At 71.7% G+C, this 21,196-nt stretch carries 20 protein-coding genes; 8 read left to right on the top strand and 12 right to left on the bottom strand.

Annotated elements, in window-relative coordinates; genetic code table 11:
- Positions 1-12: 12 nt before the first annotated feature.
- The 3 genes from ACFV3I_RS05415 to ACFV3I_RS05405 form a co-directional block, all read right to left on the bottom strand.
- On the bottom strand, positions 13-933 hold the full coding sequence (locus ACFV3I_RS05415) for a 1,4-dihydroxy-2-naphthoyl-CoA synthase (protein ID WP_136029765.1): 921 nt from the start codon (positions 931-933) through the stop codon (positions 13-15).
- 74 nt (positions 934-1,007) lie between these two features.
- Positions 1,008-1,985, bottom strand: a complete 978-nt coding sequence (locus ACFV3I_RS05410; protein WP_247981273.1) for a permease prefix domain 1-containing protein — start codon at positions 1,983-1,985, stop codon at positions 1,008-1,010.
- A 1-nt stretch (position 1,986) separates the two neighbouring features.
- Entirely contained in the window at positions 1,987-2,319 is a 333-nt protein-coding gene (locus ACFV3I_RS05405) for a PadR family transcriptional regulator (RefSeq protein WP_136029762.1), read from the bottom strand.
- 119 nt (positions 2,320-2,438) lie between these two features.
- Here ACFV3I_RS05405 and ACFV3I_RS05400 point away from each other — a divergent pair, with 119 nt between their 5' ends.
- Entirely contained in the window at positions 2,439-3,425 is a 987-nt protein-coding gene (locus ACFV3I_RS05400; RefSeq protein ID WP_378803412.1) for an o-succinylbenzoate synthase, read from the top strand.
- On the opposite strand, the gene ACFV3I_RS05395 is transcribed toward ACFV3I_RS05400, so the two are convergent.
- Entirely contained in the window at positions 3,422-4,045 is a 624-nt protein-coding gene (locus ACFV3I_RS05395) for a TetR/AcrR family transcriptional regulator (RefSeq protein ID WP_136029756.1), read from the bottom strand. The two genes, ACFV3I_RS05400 and ACFV3I_RS05395, sit on opposite strands and share 4 nt — an antisense overlap.
- A gap of 131 nt (positions 4,046-4,176) precedes the next feature.
- Here ACFV3I_RS05395 and ACFV3I_RS05390 point away from each other — a divergent pair, with 131 nt between their 5' ends.
- The 3 genes from ACFV3I_RS05390 to ACFV3I_RS05380 are packed head-to-tail and all read left to right on the top strand — an operon-like array spanning position 4,177 to position 9,590.
- Positions 4,177-7,011 (top strand): efflux RND transporter permease subunit, encoded by a 2,835-nt coding sequence (locus ACFV3I_RS05390; protein ID WP_378822499.1) that lies wholly within the window; start codon positions 4,177-4,179, stop codon positions 7,009-7,011.
- Complete coding sequence (locus tag ACFV3I_RS05385) at positions 7,008-8,981, top strand: YhgE/Pip family protein (RefSeq protein ID WP_378803410.1); 1,974 nt, start codon at positions 7,008-7,010, stop codon at positions 8,979-8,981. The genes ACFV3I_RS05390 and ACFV3I_RS05385 overlap by 4 nt, the downstream gene beginning before the upstream one ends.
- An 18-nt stretch (positions 8,982-8,999) precedes the next feature.
- Positions 9,000-9,590, top strand: coding sequence for a 2'-5' RNA ligase family protein (locus ACFV3I_RS05380; protein WP_378822498.1), 591 nt, complete (start codon positions 9,000-9,002; stop codon positions 9,588-9,590).
- A gap of 27 nt (positions 9,591-9,617) precedes the next feature.
- On the opposite strand, the gene ccsB is transcribed toward ACFV3I_RS05380, so the two are convergent.
- From ccsB to ACFV3I_RS05355, 5 genes are read right to left on the bottom strand one after another with little or no spacing between them, the layout of a single operon-like run.
- Complete coding sequence (gene ccsB / locus ACFV3I_RS05375) at positions 9,618-10,598, bottom strand: c-type cytochrome biogenesis protein CcsB (RefSeq protein WP_136029750.1); 981 nt, start codon at positions 10,596-10,598, stop codon at positions 9,618-9,620.
- A 4-nt stretch (positions 10,599-10,602) separates the two neighbouring features.
- A complete protein-coding gene (locus tag ACFV3I_RS05370; RefSeq protein ID WP_378822497.1) occupies positions 10,603-12,369 on the bottom strand; it encodes a cytochrome c biogenesis protein ResB in 1,767 nt (588 codons plus the stop codon).
- Between the two features lie 37 nt (positions 12,370-12,406).
- A complete protein-coding gene (locus tag ACFV3I_RS05365) occupies positions 12,407-13,165 on the bottom strand; it encodes a cytochrome c biogenesis CcdA family protein (RefSeq protein ID WP_136029746.1) in 759 nt (252 codons plus the stop codon).
- Between the two features lie 16 nt (positions 13,166-13,181).
- A complete protein-coding gene (locus ACFV3I_RS05360; protein ID WP_136029744.1) occupies positions 13,182-13,832 on the bottom strand; it encodes a TlpA disulfide reductase family protein in 651 nt (216 codons plus the stop codon).
- A gap of 56 nt (positions 13,833-13,888) precedes the next feature.
- A complete protein-coding gene (locus tag ACFV3I_RS05355; protein ID WP_136029742.1) occupies positions 13,889-14,293 on the bottom strand; it encodes a MerR family transcriptional regulator in 405 nt (134 codons plus the stop codon).
- 52 nt (positions 14,294-14,345) lie between these two features.
- Here ACFV3I_RS05355 and ACFV3I_RS05350 point away from each other — a divergent pair, with 52 nt between their 5' ends.
- Positions 14,346-15,251 (top strand): NAD(P)/FAD-dependent oxidoreductase, encoded by a 906-nt coding sequence (locus tag ACFV3I_RS05350; RefSeq protein WP_378822495.1) that lies wholly within the window; start codon positions 14,346-14,348, stop codon positions 15,249-15,251.
- 37 nt (positions 15,252-15,288) lie between these two features.
- Here the strand turns inward: ACFV3I_RS05350 and ACFV3I_RS05345 are convergent, their stop codons facing one another.
- The gene (locus ACFV3I_RS05345) at positions 15,289-15,930 is read right to left on the bottom strand and encodes a histidine phosphatase family protein (protein ID WP_136029737.1); all 642 of its coding nucleotides are present in this window, start codon (positions 15,928-15,930) and stop codon (positions 15,289-15,291) included.
- 1 nt (position 15,931) lies between these two features.
- Complete coding sequence (locus ACFV3I_RS05340) at positions 15,932-16,330, bottom strand: DUF5684 domain-containing protein (protein ID WP_240745361.1); 399 nt, start codon at positions 16,328-16,330, stop codon at positions 15,932-15,934.
- Positions 16,331-16,447: 117 nt separating this feature from the next.
- On the opposite strand from ACFV3I_RS05340, the gene aspS reads away from it, so the two are divergent.
- Complete coding sequence (gene aspS / locus ACFV3I_RS05335) at positions 16,448-18,229, top strand: aspartate--tRNA ligase (protein WP_378822494.1); 1,782 nt, start codon at positions 16,448-16,450, stop codon at positions 18,227-18,229.
- 92 nt (positions 18,230-18,321) lie between these two features.
- On the opposite strand, the gene ACFV3I_RS05330 is transcribed toward aspS, so the two are convergent.
- Positions 18,322-19,104, bottom strand: a complete 783-nt coding sequence (locus tag ACFV3I_RS05330; protein ID WP_136036377.1) for a TSUP family transporter — start codon at positions 19,102-19,104, stop codon at positions 18,322-18,324.
- 107 nt (positions 19,105-19,211) lie between these two features.
- On the opposite strand from ACFV3I_RS05330, the gene ACFV3I_RS05325 reads away from it, so the two are divergent.
- Together ACFV3I_RS05325 and ACFV3I_RS05320 are read left to right on the top strand one after the other, a co-directional pair.
- Positions 19,212-19,724, top strand: a complete 513-nt coding sequence (locus ACFV3I_RS05325; protein WP_136029732.1) for a GNAT family N-acetyltransferase — start codon at positions 19,212-19,214, stop codon at positions 19,722-19,724.
- 159 nt (positions 19,725-19,883) lie between these two features.
- A complete protein-coding gene (locus ACFV3I_RS05320) occupies positions 19,884-21,029 on the top strand; it encodes an ABC transporter substrate-binding protein (RefSeq protein WP_378822493.1) in 1,146 nt (381 codons plus the stop codon).
- The last annotated feature ends 167 nt before the right edge of the window (positions 21,030-21,196 follow it).

Here is a 21,196-nt window from a genome sequence, read left to right as displayed (position 1 = left end):
GGATGTGCTCGGTCAGTAGTGCCAGGGGAAGGAGGACCAGTCGGGCGCGCGCTTCTCCAGGAACGAGTCGCGACCCTCGACCGCCTCGTCGGTGCCATAGGCGAGACGGGTGGCCTCTCCCGCGAACACCTGCTGGCCCACCAGCCCGTCGTCGACCGCATTGAACGCGAACTTCAGCATGCGGATCGCGGTGGGCGACTTGGTGAGCACGGTGCGCGCCATCTTCAGCGCCTCGCGCTCCAGCTCGGCGTGCGGCACCACACGGTTCACAGCGCCCGCCTCGTACGCCCGCTGCGCGGAGTACTCCTCGGCGAGGAAGAACACCTCGCGCGCGAACTTCTGCCCGGTCTGGCGCGCCATGTACGCGGAGCCGTAGCCGGCGTCGAAGCTCCCCACGTCGGCGTCGGTCTGCTTGAACCGCGCCTCTTCGGCCGACGCGATCGTGAGGTCGCACACGACGTGCAGCGAGTGTCCTCCGCCGGCCGCCCATCCGGGCACGACCGCGATGACCACCTTCGGCATGAAGCGGATCAGGCGCTGCACCTCCAGGATGTGCAGGCGCCCGACGGCCGCGCGCGACTGCCCGTCGACCAGGGCGGTCTCGGAGTCGGAGTACTTGTAGCCATCGCGGCCGCGGATGCGCTGGTCACCGCCGGAGCAGAACGCCCAGCCGCCGTCCTTCGGGCTCGGGCCGTTGCCGGTGAGGAGCACCGCGCCGATGCGGGCGTCCTGCCGGGCGATGTCGAGGGCGCGATACAGCTCGTCGACCGTGTGCGGCCGGAACGCGTTGCGCACCTCGGGCCGGTCGAACGCGATGCGGGCGACACCGCCGTCGCGCGACACGTGCGCGGTGATGTCGGTGTAGTCCTCGGCGCCGGGCGCGAGCACCCATTCGGACGGGTCGAACAGGTCGGAGACGAAGGCATCGGTCACGTCTCCCAGCCTATTCCCCGCCTCCGAGCGACGCGGAGTGCACCCACCCGGTCCGGGTGGGCGCACTCCGTGGGTCAGCGCCGGCGAGCCTTGCGCCAGCCGTCGACGATGTCCCAGCCGACGCCCAGTGCGATGCCGAATCCGAGCAGCACGGCGAGGATGCGGAAGATCCCGCCCTCGTCGGCGGCCTCGGCGTCACCGGCGGCGAATCCGTCGCCGCCCGCCGCGACGATGTGCGCGAGGAAGTCCGGGTTCACCAGGTCGCCGGTGAGGAGCAGGGTCAGGGTCCAGGCGAGGAAGGCCACGGCGAGGACCGTGTTCACCACGGCGAGCGCGGTGCTCCACCCGCGGCGACGGTAGACGACGATCGCGAACACGGCCTCGGCGACGATGAGGAGGAACAGCACACCGATCCCCCACGGCCACAGACCGGGGTCGAGGATGGGCAGTGCCTCGCCGTCGACCACCACGAAGCCGCGGAACCGATCCCAGAGCAGGGCGCCCACCGCGAGCCCGAGGAACACGAGCGAGGCGATCAGCTCGTTGCGGCCGACGCCGTCGTCCGACGCCTCGGGCAGCTGGTCGACGTCCCACTTCATCCCGGCGTCGGTGCCCGACCGTTCCAGGATGACGAACACGAGCGTGGTCCAGAAGCAGACGTGCAGGATGGTGCCCCCGGTGGCCAGGACGGCGCTGGAGATCACCTCGCCGACAGGGGCTCCCGCGATCGTCTGTCCGAGCGCCACGCCGCCGAGCGCGCAGACCGGCACGATCATCAGCAGCAGCTTCAGCAGCCGCCACCAGGCGAGGTAGTACCGCGGGCCGATCAGGTGCAGCGGGCGGTCGGCGTATCCCGCGGCGAGGGCTCCGGGATCCCCCAGCGCCGTCAGCGCGGCGCGCTCGGCCTCCTGCGGGTCCTCCCCCAGGTCGATGCGGGCCTCGACGGCGTCGGCGATGGACGCCTCGAGCTCGGCACGCACGTCGCCCTGCGTCTCGGGCGGCAGACTGCGGATCGTCGCGCTGATGTAGCGCTCGGTGAGAGTGGCGGTCATGTCAGTTCTCCTCGGTGGTGAGGGAGGCGATCGCGGCGGTGAGCGCGCGCCATTCGTCGGTGAGGGTGTCGGCCAGGCGCATGCCGGCCTCCGAGGTGCGGTAGAACTTGCGCGGCCGTGCCTCGTCGGTGTTCCACTCGCTCGTCAGGTACTCCTGCTTCTCCAGCCGGCGGAGAAGCGGGTACAGCGTGTTCGCGTCGGTCGCGAAGCCGCGGCGCTCGAGCTCTTCCAGCAGCCCGTAGCCGTAGCCCGCCGTGCGCAGCAGCTGCAGGCAGGCCAGCACCACGGTGCCGCGGCGCAGTTCCTGCAGGTGCGTGTCGAGCGTCTCGTTCATGGCGACCACATTACTGTGCGTCACACACCATTGTCAATGGCACGTGTTCGTGCGGCATACGCTCCGGGTCGTCGGCGCGTGGATCCGTCGCCGCGCGGCCCGTGGCGCAGAATGAGGGTATGATCCCTCCGCTCGCAGAACTGCTCGACACGGCCAGGGTCGTCGCCCTCACGATGCACACCCGGTTCCGCGGCGTCGACACCCGCGAGGCGCTGCTGTTCGAGGGGCCGGAGGGGTGGGCCGAGTTCTCGCCGTTCGTGGAGTACGACGACGCCGAGGCCGCGACGTGGCTCGCCGCCGCGATCGACTACGCCTGGCGCGCGCAACCGGCCCCCGTGCGCGATCGCATCGGCGTGAACGCGACGGTGCCCGCGGTCGAGCCCGGCCGCGTGCCGGAGGTGCTCGGCCGCTTTCCCGGGTGCCGCACCGCGAAGGTCAAGGTCGCCGAGCCGGGACAGCTGCTGGCCGATGACGTCGCCCGGGTCCGCGCCGTCCGCGAGGCCATGGGACCGGAGGGGCGCGTCCGCATCGACGCCAACGGGCTGTGGAACGTGGACGAGGCCGAGCACGCGGTGCACGCCCTGGCGGAGTACGACCTGGAGTACATCGAGCAGCCGTGCGCGACCGTGCCCGAGCTGGCCGAACTGCGCACCCGCGTGAAGTACATGGGCATCCCGGTGGCCGCCGACGAGAGCATCCGCAAGTCGGACGACCCCCTCGCCGTCGCCCGCGCCGGGGCCGCGGACATCGTCGTGATCAAGGCGCAGCCGCTGGGAGGCGTCACCCACGCGCTGCAGATCGTGACGGCCGCGGGACTCCCGGCGGTCGTGTCCAGCGCGCTCGACACCGCGGTCGGTCTGTCACAGGGCGCCGCACTGGCGGCCGCGCTGCCCTCACTCGGCTTCGACTGCGGCCTCGGCACGGGCTCGCTGTTCCTCGACGACGTGGCCGACCTCCGCCCGGTCGACGGCGCGATCCCGGTCGGACGCGTCACCCCGGACGCGGATGCACTCACGCGCCTGGCCGCGGCGGACGAGCGGCGCGAGTGGTGGCTGGCCCGCCTGGCCCGCTGCCACCACGAGCTCGCGACGCGGAACCCGGGCTAGGACTCGACGAGCAGTTCCACGAGGCGACCGAGCTCCTCGCCGCCGGAGTGGCGCAGCTCGGCGTCGTCGCGGCCGGCCATCGCTCCGCGCACGGTCATGCCCTCCCAGATGATCATGAGCATGCGCGCGGCGTCGGTCGCGGGCAGGCGCAGCCGCAGCGACCCGGCCTCGACGATGTCCTCCACGATCCGGGCGATGCTGCCGACCATCTCGCGCTCCTGCGCCAGATAGGCCTCACCGAACGCGGGATCGCGCAGCGCGCGGATGCGGATCTCGCTCATGAGCATCACGCCGAGCCGGTCGTCGCTGCCGAGCTCCATGATCTGCTGCACGAGGTCGGTCGGGTCGCACCCGTCGCCGAGCTCGCCCTCTGCGCGCATCTGCTCGACGCGCGTGCGCACGGCGGCCACGCGGGCATCGGCCACCCGCGCGGCGAGCATGAGGAACAGCTCGTCCTTGGAGTCGAAGTTGGAGTAGAACGCGCCGCGCGTGAAGCCCGCGCGCTCGCAGACCGCCTCGACCGACGCCCCCTCCAGGCCCACCTCGGCGAACACCTGCGCCGCCGCGTCGAGCAGGCGCGCCCTCGTGTTCTCACGGCTGCGCGTGGCCGTTGCCGCCATGCGTTCCCTCCCGGTGCGATTCGCCTCGTGTTCACACCCGGCACACAGAATCGCGATGCCGGATCACCTTACGATACATCTATGTATTGGATACACCTGTGTATCCAGCTCACCCCCACCGAGGAGAACCCGTGTCCACACTCCTGTCGTCCCTCGGACGCTGGTCGTTCCGGCACCCCTGGCGCGTGCTGGTCTCCTGGCTCCTCGCCCTCGGCATCGCCGGCGCGGGTGCCGTCGTGCTCGGTGCGGGCACGGACAACACGTTCTCCATCCCCGGCACGGAGTCGCAGGCGGGCCTGGAGCAGCTGTCCCGCTCCTTCCCGCAGGTGAGCGGCACCAACGCGCAGTTCATCGTGGTCGCCGCCGACGGCGACAGCATCGACGACGACGCGTACCGCGAGCCCATCGACGACGCCGTGTCCGCCCTCGGCGATCTCGACCAGGTGCTGGCGGCGACCTCGCCGTACGACGAGATGGTCGACGGCATGATCAACGACGACGACACGGCGGCGATCGTGCGCGTGCAGTTCGACGGCGAGTCCACCGACGTGTCCGACGAGACGAAGGACGCCCTGCGCGCCGTGGTCGCTGACCTCGGCGCCGAGCTGCCCGATGGCGCCCAGACGTCGCTCGGCGGCGACCTGTTCGCGATCTCCATCCCGGGCGTCACGCTCACCGAGGCCGTGGGTCTGCTGATCGCCCTGCTCGTGCTCATCGTCACGTTCCGCTCGTTCGTGGTCGCCGGGCTGCCGCTGCTCACCGCGATCCTCGGCGTCGGCATCTCCATGGCGGGCATCTTCACCGCGACCGCGTTCGCCACCGTCTCGTCCACCACGCCGCTGCTCGCGCTCATGCTCGGGCTCGCCGTCGGCATCGACTACGCGCTCTTCATCGTCGCGCGGCATCAGGATCAGGTGCGCGACGGCGTCGACCCCGAGGAGTCCACCGCGCGCGCCGTCGGCACCGCCGGTTCCGCTGTCGTGTTCGCCGGCGTCACCGTGCTCATCGCGCTGATCGGCCTCGGCTTCGCCGGGATCCCCTTCCTCACCACGATGGGCATCGCCGCCTCGGTCGCGGTCGCGGTGGCCGTCGCGATCGCCGTGACCCTCACGCCCGCCCTGCTCGGCTTCCTCGGCCACCGCGTCGCCGGGCGCCCGAAGAAGCCCCGGGCGAAGACGTCGCGGAAGACGAAGAAGGTCAGGGCGGCCACGGCCCGCGCGGCGTCGGAGGCCGCCGACGGCGCCGAGGCGCCCCCGGCCGAACCCCGCCCGCGGGGCAGCCGCCGCTGGGTCGCCGGCGTCACCCGACGCCCGATCCTCGTGTCCCTCGCGATCGTGCTCGGTCTCGGCGTCGTCGCCGTCCCTGCACTCAGCCTCGACCTCGCGCTGCCGAACGCGGGCGTGCTGCCGAAGGACTCCGAAGCGCGGCAGACCTACGACCTCGTGGGCGAACAGTTCGGTCCCGGGTTCAACGGCCCGCTCATCCTCACCGGCACCATCGTCACCTCCACCGATCCGCTCGGTCTGATGGAGGACCTGGGCGACGCGGTCGCCGAGGTCCCGGGGGTCAAGGAGGTCGCGCTCGCCACCCCCAACGAGACCGCCGACACCGGCATCGTGCAGATCATCCCGGAGACGGCGCCCGACGACCCCGCCACCGCCGACCTCGTGCGCGAGCTGCGCAGCCACCACGACGAATGGCTCGACGAGTTCGGCATCGACCTGAAGGTCACCGGCTTCACGGCGGTCGGCATCGACATCTCCGACCAGCTCGGAGCCGCCCTGCTGCCGTTCGGCATCTTCGTGATCGGCCTGTCGCTCATCCTCCTCACGATCGTGTTCCGCTCGCTCTGGGTGCCGATCACCGCGGCCGCCGGTTACCTGCTGTCGATCGTGGCCGCGTTCGGCGTGGTGGGTGCCGTGTTCGAGTGGGGCTGGTTCGCCGACGCCCTGCACGTCGCGAAGGTCGGCCCCATCATCAGCTTCATGCCGATCATCCTGATGGGCGTGCTGTTCGGCCTCGCCATGGACTACCAGGTGTTCCTCGTCTCGCGCATGAGAGAGGACTTCGTGCACGACCCCGACGCGAAGAGCCCGGACCGGGCGATCCGTCGCGCGGCCGCGCTGCGCGCCGTGCGGAGCGGCTTCTCCGGCTCCGCGAAGGTCGTCACGGCCGCCGGACTCATCATGTTCGCGGTGTTCGTGGCGTTCGTGCCCGAGGGCGACTCGTCGCTCAAGCCCATCGCGCTCGGGCTCGCGGCCGGCATCGCGATCGACGCGTTCCTGGTGCGGATGACCCTGATCCCCGCCCTCATGGCGATCCTCGGCGAGCGCGCGTGGGAGATCCCGGCCTGGCTCGAGCGCATCCTGCCGAGCGTGGACATCGAGGGCGAGGCGGTGGAACGCGAACGACACCTCGCCGCGTGGCCCGGCGACGGCTCCGTCGTGGCAGCCGACGACCTCACGGTGGGCGGCGACATCGCCGCGCTCGACGGCCTGTCGCTGCGCCTCGCACCGGGGAGCGCGGTGGTGGCCACCGGGCTCGACGCCGCCACGCTGCGGGTGCTCGCCCTCACGATCGCCGGACGGGTGCCGCCCGGCGAGGGTCGCCTGCGCGTGGCGGGGCACCTGCTCCCCGGTCGCGCCGCGTGGGTGCGTGCCCACGTCGGCTGCGTGCTCGTGGACGACCAGGACGCGACGGCCCCCGACCTCGCCGAGGCGCTGCGCGGACGCACCGAGCTCGTGGTGCTCGACGGCATCGACCGCCTCGACGGCGCCGCCCGGGATCAGCTCGCGGCCCGACTGCGCGACACCGCGGCCCGCCGCCCCCTCGCCGTGTTCGCCACCGCGGTCGACGCGACCGCGGCGCGCTCCCTCCTCGCGGACGCCGGATGGTCGTCCGCCGACACCCTGGACCTCCGCGACCCGCACCGGGCCGCCGCCGACACCACCGAGGTGACCGCATGACCCTCCCCCTCGAGCGCGCGCGCTCCCGCAAGCCCATCACGTGGCTGACGATCCTCGGCGTGCTGCTGCTGCCCGCCGCGATCGGCGGCATCCTCATGGCCGCGCTGTACAACCCCACGGAGCGGCTGGAGTCGATGACCGCCGCGATCGTGAACCTCGACGAGCCGGTCGAGATCGACGGGCAGGTCACCCCGCTCGGACGACAGCTCGCCTCCGGGCTGGTCGAGGGCTCCGACGACCTCGACTCGAACCTCACGTGGGTCATCTCGAACGAGGAGGATGCGGCCGACGGGCTCGCGGACGGCTCGTACCAGGCCGTCATCACGATCCCCGAGGACTTCTCGGCCGCCGCGACCTCGGGCGGGCAGGCCGTGGCGGACGGCGGCGGCGACGCGGAGCAGGCGACGATCCGCGTCACCACCCCCGACGACGGTCTCGTCGCCGACGACCTCATCACGAGCCAAATCGCGAACGTCGCCGCGTCGACCCTCGGCACCATGCTGTCGGAGGCCACCACCGAGAACATCCTCGTGGGCTTCACCACGATCGGCGACCAGATCGGCGACGCCGCCGACGGTGCACTCCAGCTCGCGACCGGCGCCCGCGACGCCGCCACCGGGGCGGCGGAGATCCCCGACGGCGCGACACAGCTCGCCTCCGGCGCTGCACAGCTCGGCACCGGCGCCTCCTCGCTCGCGTCGGGGCTCGACACGATCGCGGGCAAGACGCGCGAGGCCGCGGCCGGCGCGGGGCAGATCGGCAGCGGACTCACCGCGGGTGCCGCGCAGCTCCAGGCCAGTGTCGCCCCGACGCAGCAGCTCGTCGGCGGGATCCAGTCCGCCGCCGGGTCGGCGCAGACGGCCGGCACCGACGCAGCGGCGCTCGCCCAGAGCCTCGGCGCCCTCGCGGCGGGCGCGTGCACGCCGCCCGTGACCGACCAGGCGCAGTGCGACCAGCTCACCGCGCTCGCGACCCAGGCCGGGTCGGTGGCGCGGTCGGCGGGCACCGCGGCGGGCATCCTCACCAGCCCGGAGGTGTCGGGCGGCGTGGCGGCGCTCCCCGGTACCCTCGGCACCCTCGCATCGAGCATGGGGCAGGCCGGGACCGGGGCGACCCAGCTCGCGGACGGCCTGACCCAGCTCGCCAGCGAGGGCATCGCCCCCTCGGCCGCCGGGGCACGGGCTCTGGCGACCGGCGCGACCCAGCTCACGGACGGCGCGAACCAGCTCGCGGAGGGTTCCACCGAGCTCGTCGCCGGCCTCGACACGCTCGCCACGGGCACGGGCGATCTCGCGGGCGGCCTTCGTACCGCGGCCGACTCGCTCCCCTCGTTCAGCGACGACGAGTCCACCTCGCTCGCGTCGGTGATCGCCGACCCGGTCGCGGCGGACGCCCCGGAGAACGCGATCTTCGGCCCGACCGCGATCCCGCTGCTCACCGCGGTCGTGCTGTGGTTCGGCGGCCTGGCGTCGTTCCTGGTGCTGCGCGCCCACACCGCCCGCACCCTCACCTCCCGCCGCTCCTCCGCGGCCCTGGCCCTGCGCGGGTTCTGGCCCGCCGCGGCCATCGGCGCCGCGCAGGGCCTGCTGGTGTCGCTCATCGTGCAGACCGTGGCGAGCTACGACGCCGCCCAGTGGTGGGCCTTCGCCGGCACGGCCGTGCTCGCCGGGGTCGCGTTCGCCGCCGTGAACCAGGCGCTCGTGGCCGTGTTCGGCGGGATCGGGCGCTGGATCGCCGCGCTCGTGGGTGTGCTCGCGGTCGCGACCGGCCTCATCTCGACCGTGCCCGACTGGCTCGCCGCGATCGGTGCCGCCCTGCCGACCGCTCCCGCGTTCACGGGCCTGATCTCCGCGAGCGGCCCGGCGGTTGCCGCGCTCATCGTGTGGGGCGTGCTGTCGCTCGTCGCCACGACCGTGGTGGTCGCGGTCCGCCGCACCACCACGGCGACCGCGGTCCTCGCCCCCGCCTGACTCCCCTAGGCTCCTGCCATGCGTCGACCGTTCATGGACACCCCCGAACAGCTCGCCGGCCTGGAAGGGCAGCAGTACGTCGTGCTGCGCCCCACCGCCGCGTTAGCCGAGACCTATCGGAACGTCCAGGACGCGTCACTCGCTCGCCTCGGCGCCCCGATCCGGCGCCCGCACACCGGTCACGTCACTCTGCGTGGATTCGCCGAGCCCGATCGGCGCGACGAGCTCGCGGCGCTGATCCGCACCTGGGCGTCGCAGCAGACCCCGATCGAGGTCAGAGCCGAGGCCACGGACGAGTTCTCCGCTCCATGGCAGATCCTGATCGTGCGTCTCGCCCGCACCGCGTCACTCGTCTCGGCGTACTCGACCCTGACGACCGCGCTGGACGAGACGGACTTCCGCCGGCTGGGCGAGCTGCCGCTGGAGGACTGGACCTTCCACCTTTCGGTGATCTACGGCAAGACTCTCGACCCGGCCGAGTGGAGACGATTCGCCGAGGCCGAGTCCCGCGCCTTCGAGCCCGCTGTCACCGAGACCATCACCGAGGCCGAACTGGTCTGGTACGAGCACGGCACCGAGCACGCCGAGGTCCTGCCGCTCGGCGGCTGAGACCTGGCGTTGCCCGGGGGCAGCGGATCAGCTCAGGCCGGAGTAGGCGTGCAGGCCCTTGAAGAACACGTTGACGATCGTGAAGTTGAAGATCACCGCGGTGAAGCCGACGATCGACAGCCACGCCGAGGGGTTGCCGCGCCACCCGCGCGTCGCCCGCGCGTGGATGTAGCCCGCGTATAGCACCCAGATCACGAACGTCCAGGTCTCCTTCACGTCGAAGCCCCAGAAGCGGCTCCACGCGTAGTACGCCCAGATCGACCCGGCGATGAGGGTGAACGTCCACAGGATGAAGCCGATGATCGAGAACATGTACGCCAGGCTCTCCAGGCGCTCCGCGGTCGGGAACGTGCGCAGGAAGCCCGGTCCCGTCTTGGCGGCGCCCTCGCCGAGCAGACGCTCGCGGCGGGACTGCATCAGCTGGATCACCGACAGCGCGAACGCCAGCGCGAAGAACGCGGTCGCCAGCGACGCCACGAACACGTGGATGATGAGCCACACGCTCTTGAGCGGGTCCATCAGCGGCGAGACCTCGACGTAGAAGTTCGTCGCCCCCAGCCCGAGGAGCACCACCACGAGTCCCGTGATGAACGTGCCGAGGAAGCGCAGATCGAGGCGCGTGAGCACCACGAGGTACACCGCGATGATGAGCAGCGTGCCGACCATCGCGAACTCGTACAGGTTGGCCCACGGCACCCGGCCGGCGGCGATGCTGCGGGTCACGGTGGCCGCGAGGTGGAACACGAACCCGAGCACCGTGAGCGACGTGCCGATGCGCGCCATCACGAAGCGCTGCGGGGCAGCGGTCGCGGCCGGGGCCCCGGTCGCGGGAGATGCCGCGCCACGGACGCCGCCCGCCGCCACCAGTTCGCCCTCCCGCACGGAGACGGCGTCGGCGGAGGCCTGGGAGCGGCGCGCGAGATCGAAGGCGTACGCCACGAAGGCGGCCGCATAGATCGCGATCGCGGTCCACAGCAGGACAGGCGAGATCACGGTGAGCTCGAGCATGGTGTCAGTCTACTTTCGTGGTGTCGGCGGCCGGGGGTGCGGTTTCCGCGGACGCGGTCTCGGCCTCCGCGTCGTCGGGGGTGCGGGCGACGGTGCCGCCCGCGGCGTCGAGCAGTCGGGCGTGACCGTCGCGGATGTCGTCCACGGCCCGCGCGAGCGTCGGGTCCTCGCCGCGGGCGAGCGCCGCGTACTCCAGCCCCACCGCGCCGTCGGCGGCCGTGGCCTTGACCCACACGCGCCGTCGCGGCACGAACAGCGCGAGCATGAGCCCGGCCAGCGCGAGGATGGCGAAGCCCAGCACGAACACGCCGGATTCGTCGCGGTGGATCTGCAGGGAGGCGAAGCGCTTCACCGACTGGGAGGCATCGGTCGCGCCCTCCGGCGACTCGTCCTCGAAGGTGACCGAGCCGAGCCCGTTCGGCAGCTCCGCGGTCTCGCCCGGCGCGAGCTCGATCGACTCGACGTCGGTCGAGCGCCCCGTGAGCTTGGTCATGTCGGAGGTGTCGAGCACGTACACGGAGCGCGGCACCCCGTCGTTGATGCCGAGGTCGCCCGTGTACACGTCGAGCGTGAGGGTGGGGTTGGTCAGGTCGGGGTAGCCGGAGAAGAAGGCACCGGAGTCGAGCACACCCGTCGTCGGGTAGAAGAAGCCGACGAGGCCCACCTGCTCGGCAAGGCCGTCCGGCACCTTGAGCACCCCGAGCGAGGTCATGTTCGTGTCCTGCGGGAGGAACGGGGTGCTGCCCGTGAACACGACCGTGCCCTCGGGGTCGCGCACGGTGACGGTCGGCGCATAGCCGTTGCCGAGCAGGAACACGTCGTCGTCGGCGACGCCCAGCGGCTCGTTCACCTTGACGGAGCCCTCGCGCTCCTCGCCGTTCTCGAGGATGGTCATGTTGGCCGAGAAGTTCCCCGCCTGACCCGAGCCGGGCTCGCCGAACGGCTGGTACGTCACGTCGAACGAGTCGAGGCGCATCGAGTAGGGCGCGAACGCGTCGTCGGTCACGAAGCGGCCGCGGTTCATGGAGTCGTAGTCGAGCAGGGTGTTCGCGAACGTCTCCCCCTCCACCAGCACCCGCTGCCCGGTGTACGCGAAACCGCCGCCGACGCCGATCGTCACGAGCACGCCGACCAGAGCCAGGTGGAACAGCAGGTTCCCGGTCTCGCGCCAGTACCCGCGCTCGGCCGACACCGAGAACGTGCGGCCGCGGTCGTAGCGCTCCACGCGGTAGCCGAGCGCCTTGAGCTGCGTCGTCGCGACATCGATCGCGGCGGCCGCCTCCGCCTCCGCGTCACCGGTGCCCGTGCCGGAGCCGGCGACCGGGTCGCGCGTGACCGACCGGTGGTCCTCCAGGCGCTGGAGCCGGGCGGGAGTCCGCGGCGGACGCGCACGCAGCGCCTTCGCGTGGTGCTTGATGCGCGGGATCACGCAGCCCACGAGCGACGTGAACAGCAGCAGGTAGATGGCGGAGAACCACGGCGACAGGTAGACGTCGAACAGCTTCAGGCCGTCGAGGATCGGGAACAGGTCGGGGTTGTCGCGTTCCCACTGCGTGACGCCGTTCGGGTCGGCCATGCGCTGGGGGAAGATCGAGCCGGGGATGGCGGCGATCGCGAGCACGAGCAGCAGGATCAGCGCGGTGCGCATCGACGTCAGCTGACGCCAGCCCCACCGCAGCCAGCCGACGACCCCGAGCCGCGGCTGGGTGATCGAGTCGTCGCCGTCGACGTGGTCGGACGGACGGAGCGGATCGCTGGAGTCGCTGTTCACGGCACCCTTGTTCTTCGTGGTGGTGTGCTCTGCGCGGTCAGAGCGGGAGGATGACACTGCCGATCACCGCCGTCAGCCGGGACATGATGTCGGTCCACAGCCCGGTGACCATCAGCACACCGAGCAGGATGAGCATGACGCCGCCCACGATGTTCACGATGCGCACGTGGCGGCGCAGGAAGCCGATCGCCCTGGTCGCCCAGCCGAAGCCGAGGGCGACCAGCAGGAACGGGATGCCGAGGCCGAGGGAGTACGCCAGGCCGAGGAAGCCGGCGCGCACCGGGTCGCCGGCGTTGAACGACAGCGCCAGGATCGCGGCGAGCGTCGGCCCCATGCACGGCGCCCAGCCGATGCCGAGCGCGACACCCAGCAGCGGGGCCCCGATGATCCCGGCCTTGGAGTCGACGTGGAAGCGGAACTCGCGCTGCGCGAAGCCGAACAGGCCGAGGAACACCAGCCCCATCGCGATGATCACGACGCCGAGGATGCGCGTGATGAGGTCGCCCCAGCGCAGCAGGAACGCGCCCGCCGTGCCGCCGAGCACCGTGAAGAGGATGAACACGACCGTGAAGCCGAGGATGAACAGCAGCACGCCCAGCACGAGGCGACTGCGGGTCGCGGTCTGCGTCGTGCCGTCGGCCGAGCCCCGCGGCGCCACTGCTCCGCCCAGGAATCCGAGGTAGCCGGGGACGAGCGGGAGCACGCACGGCGACACGAACGACACGAGCCCGGCGAGCATCGCCACGGGCAGCGCGAGCCAGAGGGCGCCGGAGCCGATGATGACGTCGGGGTTCACGGCGCCTCCGCGCGGGTCACGAGTCCTCCGCGAGGGCGTCCTTGACGAGCGTGGAGAGCACGGAGGTCCCGTCGATCGGCCCGATGATCTTCGCGGCCACGCGGCCCTGCTTGTCGAGCACGAGGGTGGTCGGGGTGGCCGAGATCGGCACGGCCTCCGCGAACGCGAGCTTGGCCTCCGCGGTGTCGACGTCGATCAGGCTCGGGTACGTGACGCCGTACTCCTCCGCGAACGCGGTGGCCGTGTCGGCCTGGTCGCGCGTGTTGACGCCGATGAAGGACACGCCCTGGTCCTCGTACTCCTTCCAGACGCTCTCCAGATCGGCCGCTTCGAGGCGGCACGGGGCGCACCCGGCGTACCAGAAGTTGACGACGGTGACGTCGCCGGCGACGTCGGCGCTGTCGAAGTCGTCACCGGTCTCGGTGACCCCGCCGAACTCGACGGGTTCGCCACGTTCGGCGACCGGGATCTCGACGATCGCGCCGTCCGCGGCGACGTAGCCGGTGTTCTCCCCGCTCAGGAAGGATTCGCTGACGGCGTCGGGGGCGCACGCGGTCAGGCCGACGGCGAGCACCGCGGCGAACGCGGCTCCGACCGCTCGGCGGGCATGCCGGGGGTGGGAGGTGCGGCCGCGGCGAATCGGAGGGATTCTGGGGGCGAGGGGCACGGCTCCGAGTTTACGCAGAGCATCCTATGCATCGGCCGGGTACCCCCCGGGGGGAATCAGAGGCGCGCGAGCACGTCGGCGACGCTCGCGCGGAAGCGCGGGCACGTCGCGATGTCGTGCGCACGGCAGCCCATCGCGTGCTCGGTCATCTCCCGCGAGCGCCGCATCTCCTCCATGCGCCGGTCGAGGTCGTCGAGGTGCTGCTGCAGCACCTGGTGCCGGCCCGCGCTGCCGTCGTCGAGCAGCACGGCGATCTGCTCGAGGCTCATGCCGGCCGCCTTGCTGCGCTGGATCACGGCGATCCGCACGACCTCGTCCTCGCCGTAGCGTCGCCGACCTGCCGCATCACGCGGCGGGCGGAGCAACCCGACCGACTCCCAGTGCCGCAGCACGTGGGTGGGCAGGTCGAAGCGGGCGGCGACCTCGCCGACGGACCAGGGGTGGCTGTCGCTTGACTTCATGTTGACATGAAGTCACACACTGGCGAGGAAGGCAAGAAGAGAGGACGACACCATGCACGACGCGATCGTGATCGGGGCGGGACCGGCCGGGCTCCAGGCGGCCCTGACCCTCGGACGCATGCACCGCTCGGCGCTGCTGCTCGATTCGGGCGAGTACCGCAACGGGACGGTGCAGCACATGCACAACATGATCGGCGAGGACGGCACACCCCCGGCGGAGCTGCGCGCCCGCGCCCGGCGGGAGCTCACCGCCTACGACACGGTGACCGTGCGCGACACCGCGGCGCAGCGCATCGAGGGTTCCGCCACGGAGGGCTTCCGCGTGACGCTCGCCGACGGCTCGGTCGAACGCGGACGACGCGTGGTGCTCGCGACCGGCGTGGCCGACGACCTCCCCGCGGTGCCGGGACTCGCGCCGCTGTGGGGGCTGAAGGCGTTCACCTGCCCGTTCTGCGACGGCCACGAGCACGCCGGTCGTCCGATCGCGATCCTCGGCCCCGCCCCGCGCGCGGAGCACCTGATCGGACTGCTCGGGCCCGTCGTCGGCGACATCACCGTGGTGCCGGTGGACGCGCCGCTCGGCGACGACGACCGCGATCGGCTCGAGGGCCTCGGGGTGCGGGTCGCCGGGCCTGCGGCCGAGGTCTCGGAGCACGGCGCGGGGGTGCGCGTGCGCACGGCCGACGGCGACCTCGACGTGGCCGGGGTCTTCGTCGCCGCTGCCTCGGCGCGCCAGCGCGCCCCCTTCGCGGCCGACCTGGGACTGCGGATGCTCGACTCCGGTTCGATCGAGATCGACGAGCTCGGGCACACCTCGGTCGGCGGCGTCTTCGCGGCGGGCGACCTCGCCCATCGCGCGACCCTCCCCGGGCCGATGGCCGCGGTGCTGCTCGCCGCCGCGGCCGGTCAGCTCGCGGCGATCGGCGTCATCCGGTCGCTGCTGGAGGACGCCCGCTGAGACCGAGGCCACGGGCGCGTGCGGTGACGGCGGCGGGTCAGACCGCGCCGACGTCGACCGCGTCGCCCGTGGCGGCGGGCTCCGCGTAGGCGACCTCGCGCCACACGTCGCCCACGCGCTCGAACGAGGTGACGCTCGACAGGGCGCAGCGCCGCGTGCGGGGGTCGTGCTGCAGCGGAAGCCCCGCCACGCGCAGGTGCGTGATCCAGATCGGCGCCTGGTGCGACACCATCACGATGTCGCCCTCGGTCGTGCTCTCCAGCGCGGCCGTCCACGCCTCGTCCATGATCCCGAGCATGCGCTCCGCGATCGACGCGTACGGCTCACCCCAGCTGGGGACCGACGGCTGCCGCAGATGCCACCAGTTGAGCGGGTTCATCAGCGACCGGCGCATGCGGGTGCCCTCGAAGACGTTCGTCGGCTCGATCAGACGGATGTCGATCTCCGGCACCAGGTCGAACCGCTCGGCGAACGGCTCCGCCGACTCCTGCGCGCGCTCCAGCGGCGAGGCGTACAGCGCCGCCACGGGGTCGCCGAGCTGCGCCACGTGCGCGGCCGCCGACGCCGCCATCCCGCGGCCCGCGCGGCTCAGGTGATAGTCGGGCAGCCGGCCGTACAGCACGCGGGCGGGGTTGTGCACCTCACCGTGCCGCACGAGGTGCAGTCGCGATACCCCCACGTCAGATCTCGCGGTAGCGGGAGTCGCCGAAGCCGAGGATGAAGTATCCGATGAACGAGAACACGAAGAGGAGGAAGAAGGAGAAGACGCCGCCCTTGCCGAAGCGGGCGCCGACCTTCACGGCCACGACGATCGCGAGCACCACGTTGGCGATCGGCACCAGGTAGAGCAGGACCCACCAGCCCGACATCCCGGCGATGCGCAAAAGGAAGATCGCGTTGACGATCGGGATGAGGGCGAGGATGCCCGGATATCCGGCCTTGGTGAACACCTTCCACCAGGCGACGGCGAGGAGGATGTAGAAGATCAACGCCACCACGCCGGTGGTCCCGGAGAGGAACTGGCCGAGGAAGTCGGGGACGACCGGGACGTCGGCCGCGGGGACGAGAGCGAGGTTCATGGGGGCACCTTCCGTTCACAGACACCCTACTGAGGGACGGGCCGTCCCGTGAGAAGGGGTCGCGCACCCCCGTAGACTGGGCGGGTTCTCCATTTCCCAGATCAGAAGGAATACTCCGTGCTGCGCACCCACACCGCAGGCTCCCTGCGCGCCGAGAACATCGGTCAGACCGTCACCCTCACCGGGTGGGTCGATCGTCGTCGTGACCACGGAGGCGTCGCGTTCATCGATCTGCGGGATGCCTCGGGCATCGCCCAGGTGGTCATCCGCGACGAGGAGGTCGCCCACCCGCTGCGCAACGAGTTCGTGCTCAAGGTCACGGGCGAGGTCTCGCGCCGCCCCGAGGGCAACGCCAACCCGAACCTCCCGTCGGGCGAGATCGAGGTCATCGCGGCCGAGGTCGAGGTGCTGAACCCCTCGGCTCCGCTCCCCTTCCAGGTCTCCACGGCGCTGGCCGACACCGAGACCGTGGGCGAGGGGGCGCGTCTCAAGTACCGCTACCTCGACCTGCGCCGTCCGGCCGCGGCCTCCGCGCTGCGTCTGCGCTCCGACGTGTACAAGGCCGTCCGCGACGTGCTGCACGCCGACGGCTTCACCGAGGTCGAGACCCCCACCCTCACCCGCTCCACCCCCGAGGGCGCCCGCGACTTCGTGGTGCCGGCGCGGCTGCACCCGGGCAGCTGGTACGCGCTGCCCCAGTCGCCGCAGCTGTTCAAGCAGCTGCTCATGGTCGGCGGCGTGGAGAAGTACTACCAGATCGCCCGCTGCTACCGCGACGAGGACTTCCGCGCCGACCGGCAGCCCGAGTTCACGCAGCTCGACATCGAGATGAGCTTCGTCGAGCAGGAAGACGTGATCGCCCTCATGGAGTCGCTCATCGTGGCGATGTGGAAGACGATCGGCGTGGAGGTGCAGACCCCGCTGCCGCGCATCACCTACGCCGAGGCGATGGCGAAGTACGGCTCCGACAAGCCCGACCTGCGCTTCGGGCTCGAGCTCGTCGAGGCGACCGAGTACTTCGCGGACACCCCGTTCCGGGTGTTCCAGGCCGAGTACGTCGGCGCGGTGCGTATGCCCGGCGGCGCCTCGCAGCCGCGCAAGGTGCTCGACGCCTGGCAGGACTGGGCCAAGCAGCGCGGCGCCCGCGGTCTCGCCTACGTGCTGTTCAACGAGGACGGCACCCTGGGCGGCCCCGCCGCGAAGAACCTGTCCGAGGCGGAGCAGGCGGGTCTCGCGGAGTTCGTGGGCGCCGAGCCGGGCGACTGCGTGTTCTTCGCCGCCGGATCCGCCAAGGAGAGCCGGGCGCTGCTCGGCGCCGCGCGCGTGGAGATCGGCCGCCGCCTGGGTTACCTGAACCCGGACGAGTTCGCGTTCACCTGGGTCGTCGACGCCCCGATGTTCGAGCCCGCCGCCGACGCGGTGGCCTCGGGCGACGTCGCGGTGGGCGCGGGCGCCTGGACGGCCGTGCACCACGCGTTCACCGGCCCGAAGCCCGAGTTCGAGGACACGTTCGACACCGACCCGGGCTCGGCCCTCGCCTACGCGTACGACATCGTGTGCAACGGCTCCGAGCTCGGCGGCGGCTCGATCCGCATCCACCGCGAAGACGTGCAGAAGCGGGTCTTCGAGGTCATGGGCATCAGCGACGAGGTCGCGCAGGAGCAGTTCGGCTTCCTGCTCGACGCGTTCTCCTTCGGCGCTCCCCCGCACGGCGGCATCGCGCTGGGCATGGACCGCGTGCTGCAGCACCTGTCGAAGACCGAGTCGATCCGCGACGTCATCGCCTTCCCGAAGTCGGGCAACGGGTACGACCCGCTGACCTCCGCGCCCGCCCCGATCACCCCGGAGCAGCGCGCCGAGGCCGGCGTGGACTACGAGCCCGACGACGACGCGGCCTGAGCCGCTCGCGCACGATCAGGCACTCGCGCCGGTTCGGGCGGTTCCCCACGGAACCTGCCCGACCCGGCGTCGTCGTGTGAGCCGCGGACGGTTCAGCGGAGCGAGGCGAGAGCCGGGACGATGTTCTCGTTCCACACGTCCACGCCCAGCTTCGCGATGAGCGCGACGACCACCACGAGGAACACCACGCGGATGAACGTGGTGCCGCGCGAGATCGCCATGCGCGACCCCAGGTAGCTGCCCGCGACGTTCGCGACCGCGAGGATGCCGCCCAGCAGCCACAGCACCGACCCGTGCGGGATGAACAGCAGCAGCGCGCCCAGGTTCGTGGCGAGGTTCACGATCTTCGCCTTCGCGCTGGCCTGCAGGAAGTCATAGCCGAGCAGCGCCACGAGGGTGATCACCAGGAACGTGCCGGTGCCCGGGCCGATCATCCCGTCGTAGAAGCCGATGCCGAGGCCGGCGAGGCCCGCCATGAGGTGGTGCTTGTGGCCGTGGAAGCGCAGCTGCGTCGCGGCGCCGAGCTGCGGGCGGAGCGCCGTGAACAGGGCGACCGCGAGGAGTGCGACCACGATGATCGGCTTGAACGCGGCGGGCGGGAGCACCGTGGCGACCGCGGCTCCCCCGAACGAGCCGAGCAGCGCGATCACCGCCATGGGCAGAGCCGTGCGGATGTCGGGTTTCGCGCGGCGGTAGTACGTGACACTGCTCGTCGCCGTGCCGAACACCGACGCGAGCTTGTTGGTGGCCAGGGCCTGCACCGGCGCGATACCGGGGATCAGCAGCAGCGCGGGCAGTTGCAGCAGCCCCCCGCCGCCCACGACCGCGTCGATCCAGCCGGCGCAGAACGCCGCGACGATCACGAGGATCAGCATCCCCCAGGTGAGCTGCTCGAGCCCGAGCACCGTGCCGATATCCACCCGGCCATGATTCCAGAGAGTGCACCCTCCTCCCGCATCCGCGCCCCTGAGAGACTGGTGCCATGCTCGACGCCCTCCCCCTGCCCTTCCCCTTCCCGTCGCGCGTCGGCGAGGCCGTCCTGCGGCGGGCCACCCTGGACGACACCGATGCGGTGATCGCGCTGCTCGCCGACGACCCCATCAGCGCCGCCCGCGGTGATGTGGCCTCCGACGAGGATCGCCCCGCCTATGAGCGCGGCCTGAGGGAGATCCTCTCCGAGCCCTCGAACGACCTGCTGGTGGTCGAGCTCGGCGGGGCCGTCGTCGGCACGCTGCAGCTCACGTCGATCCCCGGCATGGCACGCCGCGGAGCCCGTCGCCTGCTGGTCGAAGCCGTGCGCGTGCGCAGCGACCTGCGTTCGGCGGGTCTCGGCGGGGCCGTGATGCGCTGGGTCGGGGAACAGGCCGCGCCCGCGCTCGGCGCCGCGATGGTGCAGCTGACCTCCGATGCCGCCCGCACCGACGCGCACCGCTTCTACGAGCGTCTCGGCTACGTCGGCTCGCACCGCGGCTTCAAGCTCACCGTTCCGCACTGACCGGCGGCCGCGCCGGCTCGCCTGTCGGTCCCGCGCCCGCGCGCCACCCATCGGACACCGTCCGTTCACCGCGGCCGCCACGAGCGGCAACCTCCGGCTCGTAGTGTCCTCTCGCAACCCGACCCCGGCGAACCCGCGCCGGGCACCGAGAGGATACTCATGGCACGCTTCACCCGCCGCGCGCGCATCGGCGCCGGCATCGCCCTCGCCACCACGGCCGCGCTCGCACTGAGCGCCTGCTCCGGCGCCGCCGACGCGTCGGGCTCCGGCTCCGGAGAGCCCGACGTCGACGCGTCGGCGGCCACGTCGGTGGCCGACTTCGGCACGTTCGCCGATCTGGAGGCCGCCGCCACGGCCGAGGGACAGCTCAACGTCATCGCGCTCCCGCGCGACTGGGCGAACTACGGCGAGATCCTCGATCTCTTCGCCGAGAAGTACCCCGAGATCACGATCAACGAGGCCTCGCCCGACGTGTCCAGCGCGGAGGAGATCCAGGCCGCCGAGACGAACAAGGGCCTCGACACGGCGCCCGACGTGTTCGACCTCGGCCTCACCGTGGCCCTGCAGAACACCGATGCCTTCGCGCCGTACACGGTGCAGACGTGGGACGACATCCCCGACGAGCTCAAGGAGCCGAGCGGGCTGTTCGTGGGCGACTACGGCGGGTACATGTCGATCGGCTACGACTCGTCGAAGTACGACGCACCGTCCGAGCTCGACGACCTGCTCTCCGCCGACTACAAGGGCGCGGTCGCGATCAACGGCGACCCCACGCAGGCCGGTGCCGCGTTCGCCGCGGTGGGCCTCACGACCGTGCAGTCGGACGGCACGCTCGACGACTTCCAGCCCGGCATCGACTTCTTCTCCGAGCTACAGAAGGCCGGCAACCTGCTCAAGGTCGACGTGACCACCGCCACCATCGCCAGCGGTGAGACCCCGGTGGTGTTCGACTGGGACTACCTGAACGCCGCCCACACGGCCGACAACCCCGACTGGAAGGTCGTCGTGCTCGACGGCACCGGTTACGCCGGCTACTACAACCAGGCCATCAACGCCGACGCCCCGCACCCGGCCGCCGCGCGACTGTGGCAGGAGTTCCTCTACAGCGACGAGGTGCAGAACCTGTGGCTGAAGGGCGGCGCCCGTCCGGTGCGCATGGAGGCCATGACGGAGGCGGGCACGATCGACGCCGACCTCGCCGCCGCGCTGCCCGAGGCACCGGCGGAGACCGTCGTGCCGACCGAGGAGCAGTCGGCGAACGCCGGCACGCTGCTCGGCGAGAAGTGGGCCGCGGCGGTCCAGTGACGACCGTCGTCGCACCGGGGGCGGACGTCGCGGCGTCCGCCCCCGCCCCCACCGCCGGGACCGCTCGTGACGTCGGGGACCTGCAGTCCCCATCCTCCTTTACTTCGCTGGGGGTTGCCCTCTCTTCGGCCCCACTGGCGCCTTTCCTTCTCGTTCCTCCCAGTCTC

Source organism: Microbacterium sp. NPDC059771 (assembly GCF_042732495.1).
GTDB classification, from domain to species: Bacteria; Actinomycetota; Actinomycetes; order Actinomycetales; family Microbacteriaceae; genus Microbacterium; species Microbacterium sufflavum.
This window is presented reverse-complemented; position numbering and strand designations above follow the sequence as displayed.

Bases quoted from the DNA above. Each gene is read 5' to 3' on its own strand.
- ACFV3I_RS05355 (WP_136029742.1), bottom strand. From the start codon at position 14,293: ATGAAGTCAAGCGACAGCCACCCCTGGTCCGTCGGCGAGGTCGCCGCC.
- ACFV3I_RS05380 (WP_378822498.1), top strand. From the start codon at position 9,000: ATGCGTCGACCGTTCATGGACACCCCCGAACAGCTCGCCGGCCTGGAA.
- ACFV3I_RS05400 (WP_378803412.1), top strand. From the start codon at position 2,439: ATGATCCCTCCGCTCGCAGAACTGCTCGACACGGCCAGGGTCGTCGCC.
- ACFV3I_RS05410 (WP_247981273.1), bottom strand. From the start codon at position 1,985: ATGACCGCCACTCTCACCGAGCGCTACATCAGCGCGACGATCCGCAGT.
- ACFV3I_RS05405 (WP_136029762.1), bottom strand. From the start codon at position 2,319: ATGAACGAGACGCTCGACACGCACCTGCAGGAACTGCGCCGCGGCACC.
- ACFV3I_RS05385 (WP_378803410.1), top strand. From the start codon at position 7,008: ATGACCCTCCCCCTCGAGCGCGCGCGCTCCCGCAAGCCCATCACGTGG.
- ACFV3I_RS05330 (WP_136036377.1), bottom strand. From the start codon at position 19,104: ATGCTGATCCTCGTGATCGTCGCGGCGTTCTGCGCCGGCTGGATCGAC.
- ACFV3I_RS05325 (WP_136029732.1), top strand. From the start codon at position 19,212: ATGCTCGACGCCCTCCCCCTGCCCTTCCCCTTCCCGTCGCGCGTCGGC.
- ACFV3I_RS05320 (WP_378822493.1), top strand. From the start codon at position 19,884: ATGGCACGCTTCACCCGCCGCGCGCGCATCGGCGCCGGCATCGCCCTC.
- ACFV3I_RS05340 (WP_240745361.1), bottom strand. From the start codon at position 16,330: ATGAACCTCGCTCTCGTCCCCGCGGCCGACGTCCCGGTCGTCCCCGAC.
- ACFV3I_RS05350 (WP_378822495.1), top strand. From the start codon at position 14,346: ATGCACGACGCGATCGTGATCGGGGCGGGACCGGCCGGGCTCCAGGCG.
- ACFV3I_RS05395 (WP_136029756.1), bottom strand. From the start codon at position 4,045: ATGGCGGCAACGGCCACGCGCAGCCGTGAGAACACGAGGGCGCGCCTG.
- ccsB (WP_136029750.1), bottom strand. From the start codon at position 10,598: ATGCTCGAGCTCACCGTGATCTCGCCTGTCCTGCTGTGGACCGCGATC.